This window comes from Oceanobacillus salinisoli (assembly GCF_009733865.1).
Taxonomy (GTDB): domain Bacteria; phylum Bacillota; class Bacilli; order Bacillales; family Amphibacillaceae; genus Oceanobacillus; species Oceanobacillus salinisoli.
The window spans coordinates 162,999-187,319 of record NZ_WOFB01000014.1; the positions used below are offsets into that span (position 1 = coordinate 162,999).

25 protein-coding genes, 1 pseudogene and 1 riboswitch are annotated in these 24,321 nt (G+C 38.2%); of the genes and pseudogenes, 8 read left to right on the top strand and 18 right to left on the bottom strand.

The genetic code is table 11. The features are described 5' to 3' along the window. Nucleotides 1-105: 105 nt before the first annotated feature. The 4 genes from GMJ66_RS11005 (at nt 106) to GMJ66_RS11020 (ending at nt 4,924) form a co-directional block, all read left to right on the top strand. Nucleotides 106-1,407 carry a homoserine dehydrogenase gene (locus tag GMJ66_RS11005; RefSeq protein ID WP_156290359.1) on the top strand — a complete coding sequence of 434 codons (1,302 nt, stop codon included), beginning with the start codon at nt 106-108 and terminating at the stop codon, nt 1,405-1,407. Continuing rightward, entirely contained in the window at nt 1,404-2,465 is a 1,062-nt protein-coding gene (gene thrC / locus GMJ66_RS11010; RefSeq protein WP_156290360.1) for a threonine synthase, read from the top strand. The genes GMJ66_RS11005 and thrC overlap by 4 nt, the downstream gene beginning before the upstream one ends. Next, nucleotides 2,462-3,355: a homoserine kinase gene (gene thrB / locus GMJ66_RS11015; RefSeq protein ID WP_156290361.1), complete on the top strand. Its 894-nt coding sequence runs from the start codon at nt 2,462-2,464 to the stop codon at nt 3,353-3,355. The genes thrC and thrB overlap by 4 nt, the downstream gene beginning before the upstream one ends. A gap of 576 nt (nt 3,356-3,931) precedes the next feature. Next, entirely contained in the window at nt 3,932-4,924 is a 993-nt protein-coding gene (locus GMJ66_RS11020) for an NADPH:quinone oxidoreductase family protein (protein WP_156290362.1), read from the top strand. A 91-nt stretch (nt 4,925-5,015) separates the two neighbouring features. Here GMJ66_RS11020 and GMJ66_RS20430 read toward each other — a convergent pair whose 3' ends face one another. Further along, nucleotides 5,016-5,186, bottom strand: coding sequence for a hypothetical protein (locus GMJ66_RS20430; RefSeq protein ID WP_197046666.1), 171 nt, complete (start codon nt 5,184-5,186; stop codon nt 5,016-5,018). A gap of 150 nt (nt 5,187-5,336) precedes the next feature. Here GMJ66_RS20430 and GMJ66_RS11025 point away from each other — a divergent pair. Continuing rightward, nucleotides 5,337-6,249 (top strand): annotated as a pseudogene (locus tag GMJ66_RS11025) (SDR family oxidoreductase). 53 nt (nt 6,250-6,302) lie between these two features. Here the strand turns inward: GMJ66_RS11025 and argF are convergent. Further along, nucleotides 6,303-7,268: an ornithine carbamoyltransferase gene (gene argF / locus GMJ66_RS11030; protein ID WP_156290363.1), complete on the bottom strand. Its 966-nt coding sequence runs from the start codon at nt 7,266-7,268 to the stop codon at nt 6,303-6,305. Nucleotides 7,269-7,452: 184 nt separating this feature from the next. Between argF and GMJ66_RS11035 the strand changes: the two genes are divergently transcribed. Beyond that, nucleotides 7,453-8,352, top strand: coding sequence for a DMT family transporter (locus GMJ66_RS11035; protein ID WP_156290364.1), 900 nt, complete (start codon nt 7,453-7,455; stop codon nt 8,350-8,352). Nucleotides 8,353-8,422: 70 nt separating this feature from the next. Here GMJ66_RS11035 and GMJ66_RS11040 read toward each other — a convergent pair whose 3' ends face one another. From GMJ66_RS11040 to GMJ66_RS11065, 6 genes are all read right to left on the bottom strand, one after another. Next, complete coding sequence (locus GMJ66_RS11040; RefSeq protein ID WP_156290365.1) at nt 8,423-9,616, bottom strand: class I SAM-dependent rRNA methyltransferase; 1,194 nt, start codon at nt 9,614-9,616, stop codon at nt 8,423-8,425. A 287-nt stretch (nt 9,617-9,903) separates the two neighbouring features. Further along, on the bottom strand, nt 9,904-11,148 hold the full coding sequence (locus GMJ66_RS11045; protein WP_156290366.1) for an anti-sigma-I factor RsgI family protein: 1,245 nt from the start codon (nt 11,146-11,148) through the stop codon (nt 9,904-9,906). Next, nucleotides 11,145-11,858, bottom strand: a complete 714-nt coding sequence (sigI, locus tag GMJ66_RS11050) for an RNA polymerase sigma-I factor (RefSeq protein WP_156290367.1) — start codon at nt 11,856-11,858, stop codon at nt 11,145-11,147. Before sigI ends, GMJ66_RS11045 begins: the two co-directional genes overlap by 4 nt. Before the next feature lie 134 nt (nt 11,859-11,992). Next, a complete protein-coding gene (locus GMJ66_RS11055; RefSeq protein ID WP_156290368.1) occupies nt 11,993-12,685 on the bottom strand; it encodes a DUF5667 domain-containing protein in 693 nt (230 codons plus the stop codon). A gap of 18 nt (nt 12,686-12,703) precedes the next feature. Further along, on the bottom strand, nt 12,704-13,219 hold the full coding sequence (locus tag GMJ66_RS11060) for a hypothetical protein (RefSeq protein ID WP_156290369.1): 516 nt from the start codon (nt 13,217-13,219) through the stop codon (nt 12,704-12,706). Nucleotides 13,220-13,281: 62 nt separating this feature from the next. Next, nucleotides 13,282-13,366, bottom strand: a riboswitch (cyclic di-GMP riboswitch). 472 nt (nt 13,367-13,838) lie between these two features. After that, a complete protein-coding gene (locus tag GMJ66_RS11065; protein ID WP_156290370.1) occupies nt 13,839-14,993 on the bottom strand; it encodes a phosphatidylglycerol lysyltransferase domain-containing protein in 1,155 nt (384 codons plus the stop codon). 158 nt (nt 14,994-15,151) lie between these two features. On the opposite strand from GMJ66_RS11065, the gene GMJ66_RS21185 reads away from it, so the two are divergent. Continuing rightward, nucleotides 15,152-15,535 (top strand): GtrA family protein, encoded by a 384-nt coding sequence (locus GMJ66_RS21185; RefSeq protein WP_156290371.1) that lies wholly within the window; start codon nt 15,152-15,154, stop codon nt 15,533-15,535. A 437-nt stretch (nt 15,536-15,972) separates the two neighbouring features. Here GMJ66_RS21185 and hisC read toward each other — a convergent pair whose 3' ends face one another. The 6 genes from hisC to GMJ66_RS20705 all read right to left on the bottom strand — a co-directional run bounded on the left by hisC (nt 15,973) and on the right by GMJ66_RS20705 (nt 19,092). Then, entirely contained in the window at nt 15,973-17,073 is a 1,101-nt protein-coding gene (hisC, locus tag GMJ66_RS11075) for a histidinol-phosphate transaminase (RefSeq protein WP_231514899.1), read from the bottom strand. 108 nt (nt 17,074-17,181) lie between these two features. Continuing rightward, on the bottom strand, nt 17,182-17,598 hold the full coding sequence (locus GMJ66_RS11080) for an NUDIX hydrolase (protein WP_156290373.1): 417 nt from the start codon (nt 17,596-17,598) through the stop codon (nt 17,182-17,184). Between the two features lie 55 nt (nt 17,599-17,653). Then, entirely contained in the window at nt 17,654-17,947 is a 294-nt protein-coding gene (locus tag GMJ66_RS11085; RefSeq protein ID WP_156290374.1) for a DUF3219 family protein, read from the bottom strand. Nucleotides 17,948-18,221: 274 nt separating this feature from the next. Further along, a complete protein-coding gene (locus tag GMJ66_RS11090) occupies nt 18,222-18,725 on the bottom strand; it encodes a GNAT family N-acetyltransferase (protein WP_156290375.1) in 504 nt (167 codons plus the stop codon). Between the two features lie 14 nt (nt 18,726-18,739). Then, on the bottom strand, nt 18,740-18,919 hold the full coding sequence (locus tag GMJ66_RS20700) for a GNAT family N-acetyltransferase (protein ID WP_231514900.1): 180 nt from the start codon (nt 18,917-18,919) through the stop codon (nt 18,740-18,742). After that, nucleotides 18,913-19,092 (bottom strand): hypothetical protein, encoded by a 180-nt coding sequence (locus tag GMJ66_RS20705; RefSeq protein ID WP_231514901.1) that lies wholly within the window; start codon nt 19,090-19,092, stop codon nt 18,913-18,915. The genes GMJ66_RS20700 and GMJ66_RS20705 overlap by 7 nt, the downstream gene beginning before the upstream one ends. Before the next feature lie 144 nt (nt 19,093-19,236). Here GMJ66_RS20705 and GMJ66_RS11100 point away from each other — a divergent pair, with 144 nt between their 5' ends. After that, entirely contained in the window at nt 19,237-19,686 is a 450-nt protein-coding gene (locus GMJ66_RS11100; RefSeq protein ID WP_156290376.1) for a YaiI/YqxD family protein, read from the top strand. Here the strand turns inward: GMJ66_RS11100 and GMJ66_RS11105 are convergent. From GMJ66_RS11105 to GMJ66_RS11120, 4 genes are all read right to left on the bottom strand, one after another. After that, on the bottom strand, nt 19,680-20,267 hold the full coding sequence (locus GMJ66_RS11105; RefSeq protein ID WP_156290377.1) for a hypothetical protein: 588 nt from the start codon (nt 20,265-20,267) through the stop codon (nt 19,680-19,682). The genes GMJ66_RS11100 and GMJ66_RS11105 overlap by 7 nt on opposite strands. Further along, the gene (locus tag GMJ66_RS11110; RefSeq protein ID WP_156290378.1) at nt 20,267-21,211 is read right to left on the bottom strand and encodes a hypothetical protein; all 945 of its coding nucleotides are present in this window, start codon (nt 21,209-21,211) and stop codon (nt 20,267-20,269) included. Before GMJ66_RS11110 ends, GMJ66_RS11105 begins: the two co-directional genes overlap by 1 nt. 87 nt (nt 21,212-21,298) lie before the next feature. Next, entirely contained in the window at nt 21,299-22,711 is a 1,413-nt protein-coding gene (locus GMJ66_RS11115) for a LysM peptidoglycan-binding domain-containing protein (RefSeq protein WP_156290379.1), read from the bottom strand. Between the two features lie 89 nt (nt 22,712-22,800). Beyond that, a complete protein-coding gene (locus GMJ66_RS11120) occupies nt 22,801-24,063 on the bottom strand; it encodes a cytochrome P450 (RefSeq protein ID WP_156290380.1) in 1,263 nt (420 codons plus the stop codon). Nucleotides 24,064-24,321 lie beyond the last annotated feature (258 nt).

Below are 24,321 nucleotides of genomic sequence, written 5' to 3' on the forward strand. Positions count from 1 at the left end.
ACAACATCAACGAATTATTTAAAAATTCACTATTGCTATATTCCACCTTTCACGGTTACAATATATTCAATATATAATTCTAAGAATAAACTTGAGGTGATTTATGTGGGGAACAAAATATCTATTGGTCTTTTAGGTTTAGGAGTCGTAGGATCAGGAGTAATTAAGTTAATTGAGAATCATCAAGAAAAACTTGTTCATCAACTCGGCGCGGATGTACAAGTGAAAAGTGTATTAGTTCGTAATCTGGATAAGCAGCGTGATGTTGATTTAGATCGAACGTTTCTCACTACCAACCCTGATGATGTATTAAATGATCCTGAAATTGACCTTATTATTGAAGTTATGGGCGGAATTGATGAAGCCCGTGAATATATATTAAAGGCCTTTTCTGCTAAAAAACATGTTGTCACAGCAAATAAAGATCTTGTCGCATTACATGGACCTGAATTACAGAAAGCAGCACGAAAAAATAAATGTGACTTCTATTATGAAGCAAGTGTTGCAGGCGGCATTCCAATCCTAAGAGGGATTACAGAAGGATTATCTTCAGATCGCATTCGAAAAGTTATGGGTATCGTAAATGGAACGACCAATTATATCTTAACGAAAATGGATCAAGAAGGACTTAGCTATGAAGTTGCACTTAAACAGGCACAGGAGCTTGGATTTGCTGAAGCAGATCCTACATCAGATGTAGAGGGACTTGATGCTGCGCGGAAAATGGCGATTCTAGCACGCCTTTCCTTCTCCATGGATGTAGATTTAGAAGACGTGGAAGTAAAAGGGATTTCTGATATTTCCTTAGATGATTTAAAATACGCTAGTCAGCTTGGTTACACGATGAAATTAATCGGTTATGCTGACTTCAGAGATCGTCAATTAGAGGTTAATGTACAGCCAACCATGCTAGCTAAAAACCATCCATTGGCAAGTGTGAGTGATGAATATAATGCTGTATATGTATATGGAGATGCAGTAGGAGAAACGATGTTCTATGGCCCTGGTGCCGGAAGTCTGCCAACCGCTACAGCAATTACGTCCGATGTTGTTTCTGTCATCAAAAACATGCTGCTCGGGGTAACTGGATCTCAATATGTCGATCCACATTTTAATAAAGAATTAAAAGAATCAGATAAATGCTTCGGCCAATTCTATGTAAGATTACATGTAAAAGACGAGGTAGGGGTATTTTCAAGAATCTCTGCTCTATTTAATGAGCTGAATATTAGCTTCAAGCGAATTTTGCAAAATCCAATTATTAAACATGAAAAAGCTGAAATTATTGTTGTTACACACCAAACGTCATTAGAAAATTTCCAAACTGCACTGAATCACCTAAATGATCTTGATGCCGTCATGGAAACAAAAAGCTATTACAAAGTTGAAGGAGATGCTGAAAAATGAGTTGGCAAGGGTTATTGCATCAATACAAAGAATTATTACCAGTAACAGAAAAAACACCCAAACTCACATTACACGAAGGGAATACACCACTTATACACTTTGCTAACCTTTCTGAGCAATTAGGAATTGAGTTATACGGAAAAGTAGAAGGGATTAATCCTACAGGCTCTTTTAAAGACCGTGGGATGGTTGTTGCCGTAGCTAAAGCAATTGAGGAAGGCAGCCAGTCGGTTATTTGTGCATCCACTGGAAATACTTCCGCATCTGCTGCAGCTTATGCGGCAAGAGCCGGCATCCGAGCAATTATCGTGATTCCTAAAGGAAAAGTAGCACTTGGTAAGCTGGCCCAAGCTGTTATGTATGGAGCTGAGATTGTAGAAATCGACGGTAATTTTGATGAAGCATTAAAAATGGTACGTGAAATTAGTGAGACAACAGCAGTTACACTTGTCAATTCCGTTAATCCATATCGTCTGGAAGGTCAAAAAACAGCTGCATTTGAAATCTGTGACACACTCGGCGCCGCTCCAGACATCCTTGCCATTCCAGTTGGAAACGCAGGGAATATCAGTGCATACTGGAAAGGTTTTAAAGAGTACCATGAGAAGAAACAAACTGGTCTTCCGAAAATGTTTGGATTTGAAGCAGAGGGTGCTGCTGCCATCGTTAAAAACCAGATCATTGAACAGCCCGAAACGATTGCTACTGCTATTCGTATCGGAAACCCAGCAAGCTGGAATCTGGCGGTGAACGCAAGGGATGAATCCGGCGGTATGATTGGTTCGGTAACCGATGAAGAAATTGTACGAGCATTTAAACTTATCGCTAAAACAGAAGGTGTTTTTGCTGAACCAGGCTCTTGTGCTTCGATTGCAGGTGTCCTTCAACAGGTTGAAAATGGAACCATTGCCAAAGGAAGCAAAGTCGTTACGGTTTTAACAGGAAACGGACTAAAAGATCCACAAACAGCCATTGATCAACTGGAAATCAGTCCTGTATCCTTACCAAATGACGAGGCTGCTGTGAAGGAATACATTGAATCCGTGGTGGGCGTATGAGGAAGTTTCAAGTCTCTGTTCCAGCAAGTTCCGGAAATGTCGGACCAGGATTTGACTCCATGGGTTTAGCTGTGAATTTGCATTTAACTTTACAAGTGGAAGAAGCGGAACAGTGGGAAATTGTTCCCGCTTCCTCTTCTGCTGCTGTCATTGATTACAAAGAACATTTTATCTATCAAATCGCCAATCAAACAGCAGAGCGCCATCAAAAACAACTACCACCTTGTAAAGTTACCGAAAAAAGTGATATTCCTTTAGCGCGAGGACTTGGTAGCAGTGCCTCTGCCATACTTGCTGGCATTGAAATAGCCAATCAAGCTGGTAATTTGGGATTGAGCAATGAGGACAGATTACGTTATGGTACAGAAATCGAGGGACATCCTGATAACATCGCACCTGCCCTATTCGGCGGCTTGGTAATATCGGCTGCTTTTGATACGGAAATTGAACGCATAGAAATTCCAAATTTAGATATGGATATTGTTGTAAGTATTCCTGATGTGGAATTAAAAACAGAGGCAGCAAGAAAGGTTCTCCCAGACCACTATCCCAGAAATTTAGCAGCAAGTGCCAGCGGAGTAAGCAATCTCGTTGTCGCTTCCTTGCTACAAGGGGATTACAAGCTGGCTGGTAAAATGATGGAAAGAGATTTATTCCATGAACCTTATCGAGCAGAGCTTATCCCAAATTATGATAAGATTAGAAATAAAGCAAAAGAAAATGGTGCCTATGGATCGATTATCAGTGGTGCAGGCCCAACAATGATGTCATTTGTTCCCGCAGGCAGCGGTGGAGAAATCGCGAATAACATGCAAAGCGTCCTTCCTGATTATGATGTAAAACCCTTGAAGATAGATACAGAAGGTTTAAAAATTACATATCCTTCCTAGAGAGAAACCTTAAGATGGTTTCTCTTTTTTACTCCATAAAGACTATTAGAGGATGTTCAAAAAGTCCGGTGAAAATGACACATCTAAAGGGGACCTTCGACTAAGTACCGACACGTCCTGTGTCGAACGTCGAAGTCACCACATCCTGTGGAAGCTCGTTGGCTCGCTTTTCCGTTACTCACGTATGGTAAGGAACTTCTACTAAAATCGCCCACGTCCTTGAAAAAGAAAAGCACTTTTTCTGCGTGCGATGTATCGCTGACGAAGTGTTCCTTGTCCTGTGGGCAACGTAGAAGTCACCACAACACGCTCGGGGCCCGCTACTCAAAGCTTCGCCGCCTCGAACTTTAAGGCGCACAGGACGTGCTAGTGCCGGCGCCCGCAACAAATGTTTTCGGTGGGACGAGTAACCGAAGTCCCAGGACGTTGCGATCTTAGCCGACCGGTCCTTTTCATCCTCCTTTTTGAACACGCACTATTACATATTCACTGCTGCTCACATAAAAATCATGTACAATAGAATTAGCTTAAGTAAATGACCACATATAATAATTACATTAGAAAGGAGTTTTTCCATTGACTAAATCTTTTGATGCACTTGTCATTAATAAAAAAGAAGAAGATTTCTCTGTAACGGTAAAAAAACTAAACCTCGAGGATCTACCCGATGGCGAAGTACTTATTCGTGTTCATTATTCAGGTGTCAACTATAAGGATAGCTTAGCCTCCATACCAGATGGAAATATTGTGCAATCCCATCCAATGGTTCCAGGTATTGATTTAGCTGGGGTCGTTGTTTCCTCTTCAGATTCCCGTTTTAAGGAAGGGGATGAGGTCATTGCCACAAGCTACGAAATTGGTGTATCTCATTTTGGCGGGTATAGCCAATATGCTAGAATACCAGGAAAGTGGATTATCCCACTCCCAGAAGGTTTAAACTTAAAGGAATCCATGATTATCGGAACTGCCGGATTCACCGCCGCATTATCGGTTCAACGGTTAATCGAAAATAATTTAACTCCTGAAAAAGGCAAAGTGCTGGTGACTGGTGCAACAGGTGGAGTCGGAAGTTTTGCCATTTCTATCCTGTCAAAACTCGGCTATGAAGTCGAAGCCAGCACAGGAAAAGCTACCGAATATGATTACTTAAAACATCTGGGAGCTAACTCTATTGTATCCCGGGAAGAAGTATATAATGGGAAGCTCAAAACACTTGGAAAAGAAAAATGGGCTGGAGCCGTTGATCCAATTGGTGGTGAAGCACTCGCTTCCCTATTAAGTCAAATTCAATACGGTGGTTCTGTCGCAGCCAGCGGGTTAGCTGCAGGAAATAAAATTCCTACAACGGTATTTCCATTCATTCTTAGAGGAGTTAATCTTCTCGGAATAGATTCCGTCTATTGCCCGATGGAAACTCGTATGAAAATTTGGCAACGTTTAGCAACCGACTTTAAACCAAAAGATATAGAGGCGCTTGTACAGCAGGAAATAGGCTTAGAAAAGCTTCCTGATGTTCTCCCTACCCTATTAAAAGGTACAGCAAGAGGAAGAACGATTGTAAAATTATAGAGTTGTAGTGACGAGAGTCTTTCTCGTCACTTTTTTGTTGGTGTGGGTGCTTGTGAATTACCCTTTCTTTTATCAGCTCCATCAACTGTCTTTAAATCACCGGATCATACGGCTCATATCTTGGATTAAAATAATACGGTGGCCTTGGTCCTATTTTCGGAACTTCCCATGTATATGGATTATCATCATACAGCATTACTTCTTTTTCATCTGACTGTGAAATGACTAAATATCGAACCTCGGGATGATAATAATAGTCCATTAACATATCCTCCTACAATAAATTTTCTATCTATCGTATTCCACTTTCTCAGCCAATGAGCACGTACAACTTTCAACAAATAATTACATAAGCACGACGATCGCCTATCCAACATAAAGTAATTTGAAAGTTGTATATAGGAGGATAACCATGACTGAACATAAGTCAAATAAGAATGATTACCCACTGTACCCTAACTATGGAAAAATCACACAATATGAAGATGTTGCACTTAGCGTTCCAGAACAGCGACAATACCGCCAGCCAGGTGTAGAAAGCCTTATGGTACCAAGACCGATTGTAGAAAATCCCCATTATAAAGGTAGTGGAAAATTAGAAGGAAAAGTTGCACTTATTACGGGTGGTGACAGTGGAATGGGAGCAGCGGCAGCTATCGCTTTTGCAAAAGAAGATGCAGATGTCGCCATTTCTTATTTGGATGAACACGAGGATGCGAACGAAAAATAGAATTGAAAATCTGGGAAAACGCTGTTTACTGCTCCCTGGGGATTTGAGAGAGAAGCAGCAATGTATTGATATCGCAGAAAAAACGGTAAAAACCTTTGGTAAACTCGATGTACTTTGCAACCATGTCGGAATCCAGTTTCAGCAATTAAGTTTATTGGATATTACCGTTGAAAAATTTGATGATACGTTTAAAGTGAATATCTACTCCCATTTTTATACGATTCGTGTAGCACTTCACTACTTAAAAGCAGGAAGTTCCATTATTAATACCGCATCTGTTGTTGTCTTTGATGGAAATGATCAGTTAATGGATTACACGGCAACTAAAGCAGCTAACATCGGCTTTACTCGGGCATTGGCAAATAACTTAGTGGATAAAGGGATTCGGGTAAATGCCATTGCACTTGGCCGTATATGGACTCCATTAATTCCATCGAGTTTTTCTGCGGATCAAGTCCCTCTTGCTGGCAATCCAATGGACCGCCAAGGCCAGCCTTTTGAAGTAGCGCCAACGTTTGTTTATCTCGATTCGGATGACTCCAGATTCGTAACCGGACAAACGCTGCATGTAAATGGTGGCCAGATTTTTGGTTAACATAACACAATAAAAATGAGCCCCAGTAAAGGAGCTCATTTTTAAAAGTTTACTTATCCCATTAATGCCGTCATCAATGCCTTTTGAGCATGCAATCGATTCTCAGCCTGCTGAAATACGACAGAATTCTTTCCATCAATTACACCTGCTGTAACTTCCTCCCCGCGATGCGCTGGTAAACAGTGCATAAATGTTACATCTGGATTCGCCAGGGAAAGCAACTCCTCATTTACTTGATACCCTTTAAAGGCAAGCTCTCTTTTTGCCTGTTCTGATTCTTGCCCCATGCTTGCCCATACATCCGTATAAACTACATCTGCTCCTTTTACAGCATCCACAGGTTCATCAACCACGCTGATTTTCGCATCATGTTGTTCTGCAAGTTTGCTAGCTTTCTCCGTAATTACCGGATCTGGTTGATATCCTTTTGGCGCTACAACAACCAGTTCCATACCCATTAAAGCAGCACCAAGCATTAAGGAATGAGCCATATTATTACCATCGCCAATGTATACTAGTTTCACTCCTTGCAGTACACCTTTTACTTCTTTCACTGTTTGCAAGTCTGCAAGCACCTGACATGGATGATATGTATCCGTTAACCCATTAATGACAGGAATGCTCGCATATTCTGCCAGTTCTTCCACAGATTCCTGGGAAAAGGTTCGAATCATAATTCCGTCCAAATAGCCAGATAAGACTTGCGCTGTATCTGCGATGGTTTCACCTCTTCCAATCTGAATATCTTTTGAACTAAGAAAAATCCCCATCCCACCAAGTTGGTAAATTCCCGCTTCAAAAGATACTCGGGTCCTTGTAGATGATTTTTCAAAAATCATCCCCAAGGTTTTTCCCTTTAACGGCTCAAATGCGATACCGTTTTTCTTTTGTTTTTTCACATAATCAGCCAGATCCAGCAGATGGCTAATCTCATCTTTTGTATAATCTGCAAGGGTCAAAAAATCACGTCCATGCAGTTGCTGATTGTTTAAAATGATTTGATTCTCCTCAGTAATCATAAGGATTCTCCTCCTAAATAATCTATGTATGTATTATTATGCATTGTTTAGAATAAATATACAATACCTTTCTAGTAAATTATTAAAATAATTTTACTTAGTTAGGCTTCTTCACCCCTTGCCAAAACAAATATTCACATGTTAACTTGATTTATTGGATAGAGAATATGGGGGAGGGATTGACATGAACAAGAAAGCATTCTTTCTAGCATTATTAACCGTTATTATTTGGGCTTCTTCGTTCGCAGGCGTCCGTGCTAGTTTACAAGGCGGATATACGTCGGGACATTTAGTTCTTGTCCGATTTCTGATCGCTTCCAGTGTTTTCATTCTTTATAGTCTACTTCCTGGTGTTCATTTTCGTCTGCCTAAAAAGAAAGACCTGTTTCGCATTATTCTCCTTGGACTTCTTGGCATTACAGTTTACCATGTAGGAATCACATTTGGTATGGAAACTGTAAAAGCGGGAACAGCTAGCATTATTGTCGGTTCCGCACCTATATTCACGGCGATTATTGCTGTCTTTATCTTAAAAGAACGACTTCATCTATTTAGCTGGATTGGTCTTGGAATTGGGTTTATAGGAATTATTTTAGTTACCTTAGGTTCAGGAGACGCTTCCTTTGCCATTTCTGAGGGTGCTCTTTATATACTGATTGCAGCCATTGCATCATCGATGTTTTTCGTCTTTCAAAAGCCACTTTACAAACGATACAATCCTATTGAATTAACTGCTTATTTTACATGGGCTGGAACTCTGCCAATGCTCATCTTTTTGCCTGGCTTATTTGCAAATCTGCAGGAAACGACATTACAAGCAGATTTGGCCGCCATTTTCGTTGGGGTCTTTCCAGCAGCACTCGGATATGCAACTTGGGCCATTGCCCTGTCCTTAGGTAATACCAGTTCGGTTACAAGTATGCTTTATATTGAACCGGCCATTGCTATCATTATTGCATGGCTGTGGCTTAACGAATGGCCTAGCTCCATTTCCCTTATCGGCGGGGCTGTCGCCATATCCAATGTAGTGATTATTAATTTAATGGGAAGGAAACAGCAAGAAAGAGAAGAGAAATTAATATAGATTCGAATATCGAAACACCAACAATCTCTCCTTACTGAGAAGGAAGCAAAAGAACAGCCCCTTTGCTTCCTTAACTCATTTTTTTCACAATTACTACTTTCAAATAATTCCCTTGTGGATAGCCCCTATCGACATGAAAATCATCCGGCAATGAAAACTCTTCAAGAATCTTGTATTTTGTGTTACTTTCCCGAAATCCTTTATCAATAAACCCTTTAAATTTCTTCATGCCAAATGATGCATTATTCGTGGAAGCAACAATAATTCCATCCTTTTCTGTTATGTCAATCGTATCCTTTATCAAGGATGGGTAGTCCTTTGCCGTACTAAACGTTCTTTTCTTAGAGCGGGCAAAGCTTGGGGGATCCAAGATGACTAAATCAAACTTCAGTTTTTTGCGGTTGGCATACCTAAAGTAATCAAATACATCCATGACGATAATGTCCTGCGCTTCAAAATCAATGCCATTCACACTAAACTGCTCAATCGTCTTACTTTTACTGCGCTTTGCCAAATCCACACTCGTTGTCTTCTCTGCCCCACCTAGAGCAGCGGCAACTGAAAAAGCACCCGTATACGAAAAGGTGTTCAACACATGTTTCCCTTTCGCATACTTGTCCCGAATGGCTTTTCTTACGTTACGCTGATCCAAAAAAATACCTACCATTGCACCATCATTTAAATAAACGGCGTAATTCATGCCATTTTCTTTCACGATAATCGGGAACTCGCCGCGCTCTCCTTTAACAAAGTCATCATCATCAATATATTTCCCCTTCGTATCAAAGCGCTTCTTTTCATAAATGGCTTTATAGTCTCCTATTTCATCCAGCACACGAATGACCTTATCCTTAAAGGAATATGCCCCTTCACTATACCATTGGATGAGATAATATCCATCAAAATAGTCCATGGTCATTCCGCCAATACCGTCTCCTTCTCCATTAAAAACCCGAAACGTATTGGTATTTTCATCGTTAAAAAAAGGCTTTCGTCTATCGATAGCTGCTGTTATTTTATTTTTGAAAAAGACAAAATCTATCTTCTCCCCCTGTTTATATGTAAGTACCCAGCCTAAGCCTTTATTTTGATTTCCATAATATCCTTTGGCAATAAAGTTTCCATTGGGCTCCACTAAATGGACGATGGCCCCTTCCTCTTGTAAATCATCTGGATTGATAACCGCTTCTTTACTTATAAGCGGAAACCTTTGATGATATTGTTTCGTATAACTGTTTTTTACCTTTAGTTCAATTGGTTTCATGTTTTCATCCTTTGTCGTTTTCTCTCATTATCGTATAGTGTAGGGTAAAAGTGAAATTTTATAAGACATTATATCAAAATTTCCACATAATGGCCCTAAACAAAAATAAGCATATCCCTTATTTTGGAGATACGCCCTGTAGCTAAATTGTTAAGGAATTCATATTTTGATTAATAAGTAACGGGGTACTAAGAACTCAGTAAAATCAATACATTAAAAAAGTCCCAGTAGAGTGTACTCTATTGGGACTTTTTGTTTCGTTGCATATATAATAGTTCAAGGAAACACTATGGTTTAGACGAAGATGAAGGTCTGTTTTTATTCGCTTTATTGTGATTAGAATCCAGATTCTCTTCTTCAGGTATCGTTTCGCCTTTCGAAGCAGATTCATCTTTCTTTTCTGCATTTGTTTCTGTCTCAGGTTGACTCTCTATACTTGTTTCATTTTTTTGTTGAGTGTTGTCATTCGAATTTGTTTGACTGTCCTCCGTTTCCGCCTTTTGATTCGCCTTATTCTCTTCCCGAGTTGGCGGGGGATCTGAAGACCTTTGATTTGAAGATGCTTCATTTTCCGGTGATGAACTTTTATTACTTGGTTTTTTACCTTTTTGTTGTCCACCTTCATTATCAGACGGTTCTTGTTTATCATCAAGTGCAGGTTTATGTTCAGTTTGATCTCCCTTTGGGTTTAATGTAGATTGTGATTGATTCTGACGCAATTCTGGATTCGGTTTTGCATTCTCTCCAGAATCTCCTTTTCCTTGTTCAGTCTTAACTGGAACCTTCTTTTCGTCTTCTTCCTCAATCATGTCTTGTAATTGTTTAATGGATTTCTCTTTTACTTCCTTAATGTCCTGTACAAGTCCTTGATCTCGTAAGGTTTGATAATGTCTATATTTATTCATTGATACACCCGCACGTTCGGATTGATCGTAAAATTCCTTTGTTTCATTGAATACCTGTACATCCGCAACAATGTTTTTGCTTTGAAGTTGTGTTTGAATCACTTCTTTTAGTTCACGTTCCGATGGAGGATTGGAGTCACTCGTTACCTTCACAATGGTAGTCTCGATTCTTCCTTTTTCATTTACCGATAAATAGCCTTTTGAAACTGATTCGGATACGATGAAGTCAACCACTTGATAGAAGTCCACGCCCTCTGATTCGATGGAGTCAGCGATTTGTTTTCCATCGGTATTCAAAGGTAAAAGTTTTATAACATTTAAATCCTCGTCTAAATGAGCCTCAAGACTTGGATTAATATCAATAGCTGCAATATAGTTCGTTTTGGAATGATTTTGAATCCCCCCATACGCTAAAAAGGCAATAAACAAAACAGCTACCATTGCTACAGTAGATACAATCCTTAAAGGGAGATTTCGTGACTTCGCTGTATACGTCTTCCTTTCACCCATCATTGGTATATCATCTTTGGTTAATGGTATATTTCTAAACGTTCCATCATCACAGAACAGAACATATTCACTCTCTGTCACTTTGGTCACGATGCCTTCAATTGTATATTTTTTCATATTTTCACACTCCCTGGACCGACTTGAACAAACGTTGAAAGTCGTCTCCATTCCGGATGTAGTTTAATCATAATAATCGTAATCAGGTACTTTCGGTATCGCTCGATTGATTTAGGCCGAAACCCTGTCCTTTTCGTAAATGAAGATACAGGAAATACTTTTTTACCAACTAATTCATCTACTAAATCACCATGTTGGATAAATTTAGAAGCCATTTCCATAACTTTGATACGCGTTTTGCGATGTTTCGGGCTATGGCTCTCTAACTGCTCAAATGAAATGTTAAACTTGCTTAATTTTTCATCGAGTTCTAAAATTTCTTCCACAAGGGCTGATGTATTAGTTGATTGTTGGTACGATTCTAATGAAGCTTTCATTTCAGCTTTATCATGCACTAATTGATCATTATCTGAAGCGGGGTGCAAATGACGCTTTTCTTTTCGAAAGTAGTCAATAATATCCCGTTGAATTAATAGATATACATAGTTTACAAAGGCACGCCCTTTATCGAACTCGAACGTATCTATAGCACGATTAAAAGCAATTAGTCCAATACTAGTCTCATCACTGCTCCAAGTTACATACTTTTTACATATATGCCCAACAGCGTTCAGAATATAGGGCTGATAATGACGAATCAATCGTTCTCTTTCTAATTCATTTCCATTTTTAATTTCTAACAGGATCTCTTTAAGTTTTAAATCCCCCATAGTGTCCCTCCATATAGAACCTATTAAAACCAAAGTTCTTTCTCTACACATTATATCGGAGGAAAAGGGTATTTAATAAAGGATAGTAACCATTTCAAATATGATTACTATCCTTTACATTTCTACTTCTACTGTTATGGTCTACCTGATGCTCTTTCTTGTTGCCCTTTACCCTTTTCTTGCGCTTGTTCTTGTTGCTCTTCAGCTGTTTCTTGCGCTTTTTCTTGTTGTTCTTTAGCTGTTTCTTGTGCTTTTTCTTGTTGTTCTTTAGCTGTTTCTTGTGCTTTTTCTTGTTGCTCTTTAGCCTTCTCTTGTGCTTCTTCGGCTTTCTTTTGGGCTGCTAAGAAGTTTTGCTCGGCCTTTTGTTGATTCTCTAAGGCCTTCGTAATACCTGCCTTTGCTTCTTCTGGAAGGTCTTCACGCTCTAGAAGTGCTCTAAGGTTTTCTGAACGTTTTTGACTGTTTTCAACTACCGTTTCTTCAACTGCCGATATGTCTTCTCCAGCTTCTTTTGCTGCTTCCATATCCTCTTCAACTTGTTTCACATGTTCTTCATAGTCTTCCAGTAACTCTTCTGCCTTTTCTTCATTACCTTCATCAAGGGACAATTCCGCTTCGTTTAAACGATCATCTGCATATTCATCTTGGAGAAGTACTTTTTCACTATTTTCTTCCGTTAAATCATATTCTGCTTCCTCTATAATACGAGAAGTATCATAGAGTTCTGAATTTGGATCGACAACTGCTTCATCTTCATCTGCATAAACATTCCCTGCAAATAATAAAACCAGGCCAAATATAATACTAGACATGATAGTTTTTTTCATTGTTATTCCACCTTTTTCTTAGAAATATTCTACGTTTTTTTTAAATTCTTCTATCATCGCTTGATTTGTTTCATACTCTTCAAAAGGGGCCATAAAAATTAAAATTCCAGTTTGTTCCCCTCCGCTATTCAAATAAATATCTGTTCGAATGCTTTCTTTTCGATTCGATTTCAAAGAAAGATATTTCTCAGTTTCTTCAATTGCCTCGCTATTTCCAAACGATGATTTCAATTCACTTTTGATCTCATCTAATGACTTTTCATTTGAAACAAATGTCAAAATGGCTTTCACATTCCCATTTTGAAAAATCATATTTTCTTCTCCATACTTACTCGAGCTGTCTTGCTGTTGCCAACCTGATGTTTCAATAACCTTCACTGTTTCACTTTCGTATAGATAATTCTTTTCTTCTTGCATTTGTTCGGTGTTTTTTTCCCCATCCGCCTGTGTGTCTTCGTTTCCATCATTTTGGCAAGCTCCTAATACGAGTAAAAGCATAAAAAATAATAGCATTAAGCTTGTCCTATATCTCATCCTGTCACCTCCGTTCTTATACATCTGAATCTAGTTAAAAGAGAGTTTTATAGCATGGGTTCGACGGTAGCTGGCTGACATAGAAAAGTTTCCTTAGCCCCTTTAGCTTTGCGTCATCATCTTTCAATGATTTTGCCTTTCTCTCCATTCACTTATCTATACGTAATGCTTGTTTAAAATTTTGGGGGGATGAAGAATTTTTTTAGGTGAGTGGTTCGTTGTATTTTAAACGACCACGCATTTGTAAATTAAATTCTGCTAAATCTTGAATGTACTTGGTATCCTCTCTTTTAAGTGTTTAACATATAGAGAATACACTTTTATGAAAGTAGAAGAGTCACTTAAAAATATAATCCGACTGTTCTTCGCTTTGATTCAGACTCCTTAATAGCTGAATTAAAAAAATTAGAAGGACATGGAGTTAATTTTTTAAGCAGAACTTTGATGTTTGATTGGGGAAGTATTGTCGGTTTTAAATGGTCCTGATGGAAATTGAATTGAGCTAGGAGAAATTAATAGGTCGAGTGGTTCATATATTCAAAATAAATAAGGATAGACCGTAATAGAATGTGTTAAAAATTGATATAAAAAGAGCTTGGTGTTACCAAGCTCTTTTATTCTAGATGTCTTTCTCGCTTACTAATGCTTTATGAAAATAGTACTTCATTCTTTCAACAACGGTAAGTCTCGGTTCTGGTATACTATTAATTAGGATTAGTATTTGTAGCAAGGTAACTGGCCAAAAAGAATTGTAAACTAAATACTTTGGTTCCCATATATTCGTGAATTTATTTTTAAACATGTTAAGTCCTTTAAAGTTATAGAATGAATTTCCATATTCAAACACTAGGCGCAGAAGTTTTTCACTTAAAAAAGCGTGTCTGTTGTTACCAACATTTGCAAGTGGTGACATACCCAAACTACAGTGTAGGTAACCATTATCTCTTGCCCATTTGAAAATATGAATGAATAATACATCCATGGTACCAGGAAGGCTATCCAAATCTTTTCTCATTAGGTCAATGCTAAGTGTCTTTTTATAGTCTGTTGCTAGTGTTGCAAAAGCATGCATTTTTCCATCAGAGTCATATAATAGAGCAACTGGAAAACGCGAAATATATTCTTCTTGAAATGATCCGACCGAAAAGCTTTTCTCTTTTTGACTCCCTAGCCATGAATCAGAAATAGATTTCATTTCTTTTACTAGTTCTTTCGAGTATGGCGGTTTCTGAACAGTAAATGAGTAGGAGAGACGTGCAAACTTATTAAAGCTTGTTCGTAATTTTGCGTTTTTTTTTCCAATAAGTGAAAAGCTGACTAGGTTAGCTACTCCTTCCTCACCTAATTTAATGAAACGATAACCTAGATCGTGATAATAATGCATGAATGAAGGGTTGATTTGGTAGAAAATGGGTTGAAGTCGTTTGCTTTCACTATATTGACAGAATTCTTTAATTGCTGCTTGCATGTAGGATTCCGCTCCAATTGGGTCACCTAAGACGATTAATTTATTTGCAATCCGTCTATAAACAATCAAAGCCTTCTTTTCTTGCGCCCAATATAACTCCTTATCCTCTAAGTAAATAAGATGTGATGCATGACTCCCGCCATTTTCTTTTAAAAAAGAGGTAACCTCTTCCATTTGTAAGTCCACTTCACCCGGAAAGATTTTTGGTTTAACCTGTTTAACCATTATTTTATTGATATAGAAAATAAGAAAAACTATGAGTAGTATTAAAGAATAGCTAAAAAAGGATAAATACATATCAATCATTAATTGTGTCCTCCAGATAATTTCACTTTCATAAAGATACTATATTTATCGGCCAAATATGTAGAACTATTTAGACCTAAATATTTTACAAATTACTATTTAACAAATAAAGAATACGACCGATATTAAATTATAAGTATTTCTGAGAGGAACCAATTATGATTCTAAGTAAAAGCATATTTTTTAAATTCTTGAGGTACAGTTTAGTAGGATGTGTAAGCACACTAATTTATTTCCTTTCCGTATTTGTTCTTATTGAGCTTTTTCATCAGGACCCAGTAATTGGGTCGGCAATTGCATTTGTCATCATGACTATTATTTCGTTTCAACTAAACAAAAGTTATACCTTTTATAGTGATTTCTCAGGCATAAAAATGATGCGTTTTTTTATTGTTTCTGTAATTGGATTCACTTTAAATGTTTTTATAATATATATGATGGTTCATGTTCTTACCTTTCATTATTTATGTGGCGAACTACTTACGATCTTGATAATTCCAATAATCAACTTTATATTAAATAATTATTGGACGTTTAAGTAAGAGAAGTGCAAGCGCCCGTTTAGCGACCTACGAACTGCGCCTGGCCATTCCAGGTGGTCGGTGTTGCCGCGCAAAGAGGCGGTTTTAACCGAACAGTCTCCGCAGGAGATAAAGGAAACACGGCGACCCTGTTAACTTATCAAACGGTGGTGAAGGAAGTCTCGCTAGTCGCTTTGTCAGGTGCTTTATAATCTTACGGTCTAACATTAACAACTATATATTCTTTACCATCTTTCATTAAATATCTCCCTCCTCATTTAGTTGAATTTTCAATTTGACTTGAAAAACTCCCAATTTTATTCAATTATCTGCTCAAGATTGTTGAATGAGATGACTCGCATTTTTAAAACGACTTTTTGTCACTTAACACTGCGAAGAATGAAAACAACAAAAAATCCCGAATAACTCTACTATAAGTTATTCAGGATCTCATACATCTATTTACTTAATACTTCTTTTAAAACCTCAACGAAAAATTCATTTTCCTCTTTTGTTCCAATAGTTACACGCACGTATTCCGGCAATCCCCAAATCTTTCCGTAGCGTACAATCACACCTTTTGCTAGAAGATCGTTATATAATTTCTCGGCATCTGGACCAAGCTGAACGAGAATAAAGTTACTCGTTGTTTCCACGTAACTTAACCCTAATTCAGAAAATGCCTGATACAGTTCCTTTGCACCGGAAGTATTACTTTCTATAGATGCATTGACATGCTCATCATCGGCAATTGCGGCCTTTGCAGCAGCCTGTGCAAGACTGTTTACATTAAATGGTTCCTTTACTTTTAAAATGGTCTGTATGACGGTTTCTGGCGCTGCTCCAAATCCAACTCGGAGTCCCGCAAGACCGTAAACTTTCGAGAAAGTTTGCAATACCAATACATTTTTATCAGCTCTTACATACTCCAATCCATCTGTGTAATCTTCCGCTGTAGCATAGTGACTGTATGCTCCATCGAATACAATAAGTACTCGCTTTGGAACAGCAGCTACTAGTTCATCAAAGTCCGATTTTGATAAATAAGTACCCGTAGGATTGTTTGGTGAACAAATATAAAGCAATTTTGTTTTCTCTGTAATTGCATCAAGGATTTTTTGTACATTGAATTGGAACCCTTCGTCAAATGGCACGGGAACTACCGTTGCTCCCATTAAATCTGCTCCAAAATCATATTCACTGAAGGACGGGGAAGGAACGACAATCTCATCTCCTTCATCAAGAAAGGCTTCTGACATTAGCGTAATCAATTCATCTGCACCATTTGTTACAATTAGCTGTTCTTTCTTCACATCCAGTTTCCCAGCAATCGCCTCTTTTAAGGCAGCCGTATCAGCGTCCGGATAACGGTTCAGTTCAGTTAATCCAGCTGATATGGCTTCTATCCCTTTAGGTGACGGACCTAATGGATTCTCATTTGATGCTAGTTTGATAACTTTGTCTAAGCCCAATTCCTCCTGCAGTTCCCATATCGGTTTTCCTGGTGAATAAGGTTTAATTTTATCCAATACTTTCCGAGGTTTAATTTCTGTGGCCATACGTAACATCCTTTCTTCGTCATCAATACTATGTAATTTATTAGACTTCTTTATAATTTTCTCTCTATTATATACTATAAATTTTTAATATGATAGGTAAAATGGCTTTTACTGTAAATCTTCCAATGCAAAGATTCCATGTTTTTCAAAATCATGAAGTAGTTCTAAATGTAATAACTCTCTTATAACATCCTTTGTTGCCCAGCAAACATCCGTATGCTCTTCGGATAATTGTATAACATCACTATTTGCTCTGCATAGATATTGTAAGAAAACAAGCTGCCGGTTGGGGTCATCATTGATGGTGGATGCATAGAGGATTTTATCCGGTTTTACGACTAAACCTGTTTCTTCTTCTATTTCTCTTACAAGAGTTTCCTCTAAATCTTCGCCAACCTTCAATTTCCCACCTGGCAGCTCCCAATTTCCACCACCGATTTTATTATGCATTGCCCGTTTCACAAGCAATACCTTTCCATCATAAATAACGAAGCCTTTTACAACGACAATCAGTTTCTTTTCCATTGTTTGCACAACCTGCCTGTCCATATTATTTCGATTCAGGAACGGAATAAATCCTTTAATCCTTTTCTATTAACTCCAGCTTAAACTCACCTACATTATTCGCTTCATATAAATTCGTGATCGAAGTAGAATAATGGTAGATAGTCGCTTGAAATGCAAGTTCCTCTACTGGCACTTCGACACGAAAATCATTTTTGTAAAGTAAGGTTGTAACCTCATGATAATCCTCACTTTTTACGTAAAACTGAAAGGAAATCTTTATCCGGTTTTTCCCATCTGTACGAATCGTATCTTTATGAAAATCTTCCACTTCAAAAACTTTATCTTCTATAATGACTTGAATGGGCATATTAAACTTCCTTTCCTTATTGTGTACCTTATAGTAATTTTACCGTTTGCTAGCAGAAATTACGAATAAAAGAGCCAGTGACTTATAGTTTCCTCATCATTCCTTTATTTTTTGCCCTAGATAAAGCTTTCCCATTATTCCTTCCTTTACCATGGATATCGTGAATAAAACTATCGGGTTTTAGACAAACAACACGATACAAAAAAGATGCCTAAAATCAAGACATCTTTTTTCGGTTCTCTAAAAACTGTACAATCTAAGGAAGTGGTCCTAACTAGTCTGCCCCAACTACCTTGCTTCTCCGCTCCATCAATACCACATCACGCCATATGTCATCTAATTTTCCAAGGCGTTCCCGAACACCTACCTCGCGAAATCCGAAACGCTTATGCAACTTAATACTTGCTTCATTTTCAGGAAATATCCCTGCCTGCAATGTCCAGAACCCGTACTCTTCACTGGCTTCAATCAATTTATCTAAGAGCTTTGTCCCAATCCCTTTTCCCGCACTAGCTGAACTAAGATAAATACTTAGCTCCGCCACACCATAAAATGCATCTTTAGTAGAGATTGGCAATAATGCGGCCCAGCCAATAACCTTCTCTCCATCCCGCACAACGAGTCTGCACTCCTGCAAATACTTTTTATTCCATTCCTCTCTTGTTGGTGCAGTCGTATCAAAGGTCGCATTTCTCGTTTGAATTCCTTCGATATAAATATCGCGTACATCTTCCCAATCTGCTTCTTTCATTCTATCAAATACGATTGTTTCACTCATTCTGATCACCCGTCTTATTTATTATCAATCCAAAATCTCCGTTTAACAGTCCCATGTTCATCAATGAACGATCGATCCTCTTTACCATTATTGTTTAAAATAACCTTGGCAGAACCAATATTATCTTCATCACATGTTACTAATACACGATCAATATGTAATTCTTTGCATTTTTTTAATGCTAAAGCTAGCATTCATTTAACTCATGACGAATATTTACCATCCCTACAATTCGGTGTTCGTCATTTATTAAAAAATAATCAGAGTACGGCACCCAGTTCCCATCTCCTTTTTGGCGATTCGCTAAAGTATTTATATACTCCAGGTGTTCCCCTTCCCACTCTATCGATGGCTTTACCAACCGCATTCCTATCACCCATTTTTAATGAATAATCATTATTTTAAAATTAATCATACTCAAAAATCGCACATTTGAAAAGGATTTTTTTCTTCATAGAAAAATGCTAAGATAAGAATAACCATTTAGAAACGTATTTAGGAGCAGAGGATTATGAAAATTTATGTGGATGCAGATGCTTGTCCAGTAAAAGATATTATTATTACAGAAGGAACAAAGGCTGGTATTCCAGTTATTCTTGTCACCAGTTTTTCCCACTATTCGAATGAACAGCAGCCTAATGGCGTGGAAACCATCTATGTGGACGCAGGAGCAGATGCTGCAGATTACCGGATTATGAAACTCGCTAAAAAAGGTGATATGGTTGTCACTCAAGATTATGGACTCGCATCCCTCGGGCTGGCGAAAGGATGCCAGGTGGTTCATCATAAAGGATTTATCTATAACAACGAGAACATCGATCACCTTCTGCAAACGCGATATTTAAGTGCAATGGCCCGAAAAAGTGGTAAACGTACAAAGGGGCCAAAGCCGTTTACAGAAGAAGACCGTTTGAAATTTAAAGAGCTTTTTATCGATATTTTACAGCAGGTTAATCAATAAGGGGATATTCCTTCCTCCTCATTCATATTTTCATTTTCTAATTTTTTAAATCGATTTAGTAATACTAAAAACATGATGTCCAGTATCAATGCCGTAATAGCCGCTAAAAAAGGAACAGCTGTCCAATTATCTATAGGTACATTCATAGAAAATGGCCCCAATATTTGAACCGCAATCATTGTAATCATGTAAATTTTAAGAAACTTGGCAGTCCAATCCTGTAAGTCATCTACACCTTGTTTTGTCGCTATTTCCAATAAAATTTGGAACACATAAAATACAACAATAATCTTTAACACAGCCATTATTGTAGTATAGAACTGTGCAAGTGATAGCACTTCTATCATTCGATTAATTTCATTTTGCGAAATAAACATACTTGGAATTGAAAGAAAACAAAGGGTAATCGCCCAATTGCTGGCTTTTTTTCCAACTGGATAATCCTTCATCAGCATGGAAATACCAGAATAAATTAAATAATAGCCTACTGGATCAGGAAGGATATCGATAAACAGAAAATGGATTTCAACTAAAACGAGCAAGAATCCCCAAAATATTTTCCCAAATGCCTCTCTTATCATTATATCCCTCCATTTTCCTTCTCAGCTATCCATTCATTGACTACTTTTTGATCCAAATATGGTTGATGATGGATATTTACCGGATAAACAAATTCCTTACCAGTGTCAGATATTCCTTTAAGCTCTACAGTAAAATCATAATAACTCATTTGGTCTGGATTATATTGTTTAAGGAAGTAAAGCCAATTTCCATCTTCCAAATCCAGTGGGAAAATATGATCTTCCACATCCACTCCAGGAAGTTCATCCCATTCTTCATCCATCGTATCGCGAAGCCAGTCTTGACGATTCATTGCCTGTCGGACTTCTTCTTCATTACCTAAACTATCGGTATAAATTTTCATGGCTATATCCTTAGAAGCTTGATTAGAAAAAAGAATGTTTATCTCTGCAATGGTTAACGACTCTGTAGCTACTATTGCATCTTTTTCCCGATGATTACCGCCACTGCTTGAACGAAATTGAAGCCCATCATAGTGCCCTCTGTTTGCTTTTGAAATCATGACTTCCCCAATGTTCGTATCAACCAATTGGCCATTGGAAAAATGTACCGTCATATTCTCAAAAGTCCAAGGTTTCCCTTCCTCAACTGGAATCATATCTTTTCGCAATATAATCTTAACTGGAACTAAATAATAATGACTAAACTCCTGATGATATTGAATCTGAGGCTGGTCATTATTCCATCCAAAAACTTGCTGATTTGATTCAGGATAAGCCTCTATCCCATCCATTTGTACATAATTAACAATTGCTGGGTCTTCTTTATTCGTTACATAATAAAACTGCAGAAATACTTCATCCTGCTGTTCATGCAGTTCATGGGATATGTAATGTTCTAAGAATAGTGGCTCATCCAATTGTTTTGATTGAAAATAGATGTAGTTTCCTATTACACTTATAAAAATAAGAATAATTCCTATCCATACATATTTCTCCCTCAAATTATCCCCCCTATATAACTAGCATTCTACCAAAGATTTACACAGGAAAATACCCTTGAACACGACTTCTTCAAGGGTATTTTTTTCTCATCTTTTCCTAATTGTAAAATTGCTCTGCAATACTGGCCAGTTCTGTGGAAACGGATTACCGAGCACCCAGTAACTAATTCCCCTTAATCCGTATTCTTTAACCGCATCATATTTTGCTTGCATGCTCCGTGCATCTTCAAACCAAACTTCGTGTTCTTGCCCTGTTTCATCAACATAACGGAAAAATGGGGATTGATACGTTTGATCATATTGGATGGCAACCCCATAACGAACAGCAAGTCGGACAGCTTCTTGTGGGCTAACAGTTCGGGCTAATGTTCCTTCTTGCCAAGGAATTCGCCAGTCTCTCCCATACAGTGGTGCCCCCATCATGATTTTCTCAGGCGGAATGGCTGTAACAGCATAATCCAGCACCCTCCGAACCTCATTTATTGGGGCAATTGCCCACGGCTCACCACCAGCCCAACCCCACTCATAGGTCATTAGTACAACAAAATCTACTATCTCTCCATGCGCCTCATAGTCATGTGCTTCATAGAGCAGTCCCTGTTGATTTGCACTAATTTTAGGAGCGACAGCCGTGGAAACGTGGTAACCCTCTGGATGCAGTCTGGAAACAACCCTTCTGAGAAAAGAATTATAGTTTTCCCGGTCCTCTGGGTAGACATATTCAAAATCAATGTTCAACCCCGCAAAATTCTTTTCCCTCATGGTCTCTAAAATGTTCGTTATTAACGTTTCCTGCAAACTTGGATTTCTTAGAATGGCCGCTGCTAAATCTGAATCAAACCGGTTATTTGCAAAATTTGTTAATGCCATCAATGGTTCCACATTTTGTGCACGTGCCGCATTCAGTACTGGAACATCCTGAAGATCGGTAATCGTTCCATCTTCCCTAATCCCGTACGTAAAAGAAGATAAGTACGTTAAATACCGACCTAACATTAGCACTTCCTGTCTTCCCTGTTCATCAAACCTTGTTGTATAGGCATTTACTTCTGTCACAGGCTTTCCTGTAGTTGGTATACGTAACACTTGACCTGGTGTGATAAAGGACGGGTCTGGTAACTCATTCATTTGCAGAAGCTGATTGACGGTTATACCATATTGACTGGCAATGGACCAGAGTGTTTGACCTGTCTGAATGACATGGGAAAAGTATGGCATTTCCAGCATTTGACCGACATAAATCAACGAAGGATTTGTAATATTATTGGCGCTTGCAAGATCTTGAGGTGACACCCCATAGGCTTGAGCGATTCCCCATAAATTGTCCCCAGGCTGAATGACATACTCACGATTAATTTCCGGAATCACGAGTGCCTGGCCTACTACAAGTACATCCGGGTTCTCTAATTGATTCACTAAAATCATTTGATTAATATCCGAACCATACACCTGTGCAATCCGCCACAATGACTCTCCACTTTGCACAACATGAATTTGCATATATTCTCCCCCATTATGAATAGCTACATATCACATTATTCAAACAAACGTTTGTCCTATTACCACGAAAAAAATCTGATGCTTATACATCAGATTTTCTTTATACGCTTCATGATGATTCTGCTTTTCGGTAAACTTGGCATTCGACTCATACTATAGTCTAAATCCTGTTCAGGCACTTCATACTCCATATGATTCATAAGCATATCTAAACTTGCTTTCATTACTTCTATTGTTAACCATTCTCCAGGGCATCGATGTCCTAGTTTATACTCTCCTCCACCTTGTGGAATAAAATCAAATGGATTATTTTCTCTATCCTGAAAATGTTCCGGATAAAACTGATTTGGTTTTTCCCATAAGTCAGGATGATGATTAGTTCCATAAATATCTAATAGTACAAGATTTCCTTTTTTAAAATCATGGCCTTTCCAAAGAAAATCCTTACGTGCCCTAGCAGCTGCAAACGGAAAAAATGGATAATACCGGCGAACTTCCTGTACAAACATCTCATAGTATGTTTCACCGTTTTCCTGTTTTAATTTTATTTTTTCACTCGGATGTTCAAATACCGCCAAAGCAGTAAATACAATGTACACTGCTATAGCAACGGTGGGACGCAAAATGTTAAGAACCTCTACTGCGGCAACCTGTGAATCCAATACATTTCCATTCGTATCGCGGTACCAGGCTATTTGATGCATTGCGGTTTCCTCTGGTATCTCTAATTTCCCACTTCTAAACTCTTCTATCATATTTTTGAGCCACTGCTCTAGAGCATTTCTCCCTTGTCTTCCTTTCCAATGCCTTGGTCCAACTGCCGCAGCAGCATCAAACATAGCCTCTAATTGACTAGCACGTAAGTTTAAATCATTTTCCGGTAAGAAAACACCAGCCCATCTGCAAACAGCAGCAGTTAACACTTTTGTAACTTCCGAATATAAAACGATTTGCTCCTTGCTTTCCCATTGTTCAATGGCTGAACTCCATTCTTCCTTGAAAATATCCACTATTTCCTGCAAACGATCCTCCGTCATGAGGGACATAAATAATGCTTTTCGATGCTTATGATTCACATCATCCATCGTTTGAATCGCCTTTTCACCAAATAAAGTTTGTCTCACCCTTTTTGGTGCTGCACCTTTTCGCATAATTTTTGTTTCATCATAAAACAGTTTTGCAGCCTCCTCACCAGCAATGCAGACCGCTTTCTGAGCCCCTAATAAACGTGTTTCAAACATATCTCTTCCAAACCGTCTACGTCTATTAGTTATGTATAAATATCCCTCCATCATCATCGATAAACTATTGTCTATTCCCCTATCTATTGGAATTTGTTCTCTGTACGGCATCTGTTACCTCACCTCATCTATTTTATTATCTTTTATGTTTCGTATCCTGAGGCCTTCGTATTCATTATTGAATAAAACAGTTATATTTTTTGGATTTCTGCTTAAACAGGTTCAGCAGTTACAGAAGAGAAACTACAAGCGCAATCTAATCTTTTTATTTATGAGCGGTTCTAAAAAAAATACAGGATACGAACAAAGTCGTATCCTGTATTTTTCAGTTTGCCTGGCGGCGTCCTACTCTCGCAGGGGGAACCCCCA

What these genes read in the sequence shown, in the direction of transcription:
- GMJ66_RS11105 (WP_156290377.1), bottom strand. Translation starts at nt 20,267, where the DNA reads ATGATAAGAGAGGCATTTGGGAAAATATTTTGGGGATTCTTGCTCGTT.
- GMJ66_RS11035 (WP_156290364.1), top strand. Translation starts at nt 7,453, where the DNA reads ATGAACAAGAAAGCATTCTTTCTAGCATTATTAACCGTTATTATTTGG.
- GMJ66_RS11040 (WP_156290365.1), bottom strand. Translation starts at nt 9,616, where the DNA reads ATGAAACCAATTGAACTAAAGGTAAAAAACAGTTATACGAAACAATAT.
- sigI (WP_156290367.1), bottom strand. Translation starts at nt 11,858, where the DNA reads ATGGGGGATTTAAAACTTAAAGAGATCCTGTTAGAAATTAAAAATGGA.
- GMJ66_RS11055 (WP_156290368.1), bottom strand. Translation starts at nt 12,685, where the DNA reads ATGAAAAAAACTATCATGTCTAGTATTATATTTGGCCTGGTTTTATTA.
- GMJ66_RS11120 (WP_156290380.1), bottom strand. Translation starts at nt 24,063, where the DNA reads ATGCCGTACAGAGAACAAATTCCAATAGATAGGGGAATAGACAATAGT.
- thrB (WP_156290361.1), top strand. Translation starts at nt 2,462, where the DNA reads ATGAGGAAGTTTCAAGTCTCTGTTCCAGCAAGTTCCGGAAATGTCGGA.
- GMJ66_RS21185 (WP_156290371.1), top strand. Translation starts at nt 15,152, where the DNA reads ATGATTCTAAGTAAAAGCATATTTTTTAAATTCTTGAGGTACAGTTTA.
- GMJ66_RS11065 (WP_156290370.1), bottom strand. Translation starts at nt 14,993, where the DNA reads ATGATTGATATGTATTTATCCTTTTTTAGCTATTCTTTAATACTACTC.
- GMJ66_RS11045 (WP_156290366.1), bottom strand. Translation starts at nt 11,148, where the DNA reads ATGAAAAAATATACAATTGAAGGCATCGTGACCAAAGTGACAGAGAGT.
- GMJ66_RS20705 (WP_231514901.1), bottom strand. Translation starts at nt 19,092, where the DNA reads ATGCGGTTGGTAAAGCCATCGATAGAGTGGGAAGGGGAACACCTGGAG.
- argF (WP_156290363.1), bottom strand. Translation starts at nt 7,268, where the DNA reads ATGATTACTGAGGAGAATCAAATCATTTTAAACAATCAGCAACTGCAT.
- GMJ66_RS11090 (WP_156290375.1), bottom strand. Translation starts at nt 18,725, where the DNA reads ATGAGTGAAACAATCGTATTTGATAGAATGAAAGAAGCAGATTGGGAA.
- thrC (WP_156290360.1), top strand. Translation starts at nt 1,404, where the DNA reads ATGAGTTGGCAAGGGTTATTGCATCAATACAAAGAATTATTACCAGTA.
- GMJ66_RS20700 (WP_231514900.1), bottom strand. Translation starts at nt 18,919, where the DNA reads ATGCTAGCTTTAGCATTAAAAAAATGCAAAGAATTACATATTGATCGT.
- GMJ66_RS11100 (WP_156290376.1), top strand. Translation starts at nt 19,237, where the DNA reads ATGAAAATTTATGTGGATGCAGATGCTTGTCCAGTAAAAGATATTATT.
- hisC (WP_231514899.1), bottom strand. Translation starts at nt 17,073, where the DNA reads ATGGCCACAGAAATTAAACCTCGGAAAGTATTGGATAAAATTAAACCT.
- GMJ66_RS20430 (WP_197046666.1), bottom strand. Translation starts at nt 5,186, where the DNA reads ATGGACTATTATTATCATCCCGAGGTTCGATATTTAGTCATTTCACAG.
- GMJ66_RS11085 (WP_156290374.1), bottom strand. Translation starts at nt 17,947, where the DNA reads ATGCCCATTCAAGTCATTATAGAAGATAAAGTTTTTGAAGTGGAAGAT.
- GMJ66_RS11060 (WP_156290369.1), bottom strand. Translation starts at nt 13,219, where the DNA reads ATGAGATATAGGACAAGCTTAATGCTATTATTTTTTATGCTTTTACTC.
- GMJ66_RS11080 (WP_156290373.1), bottom strand. Translation starts at nt 17,598, where the DNA reads ATGGAAAAGAAACTGATTGTCGTTGTAAAAGGCTTCGTTATTTATGAT.
- GMJ66_RS11115 (WP_156290379.1), bottom strand. Translation starts at nt 22,711, where the DNA reads ATGCAAATTCATGTTGTGCAAAGTGGAGAGTCATTGTGGCGGATTGCA.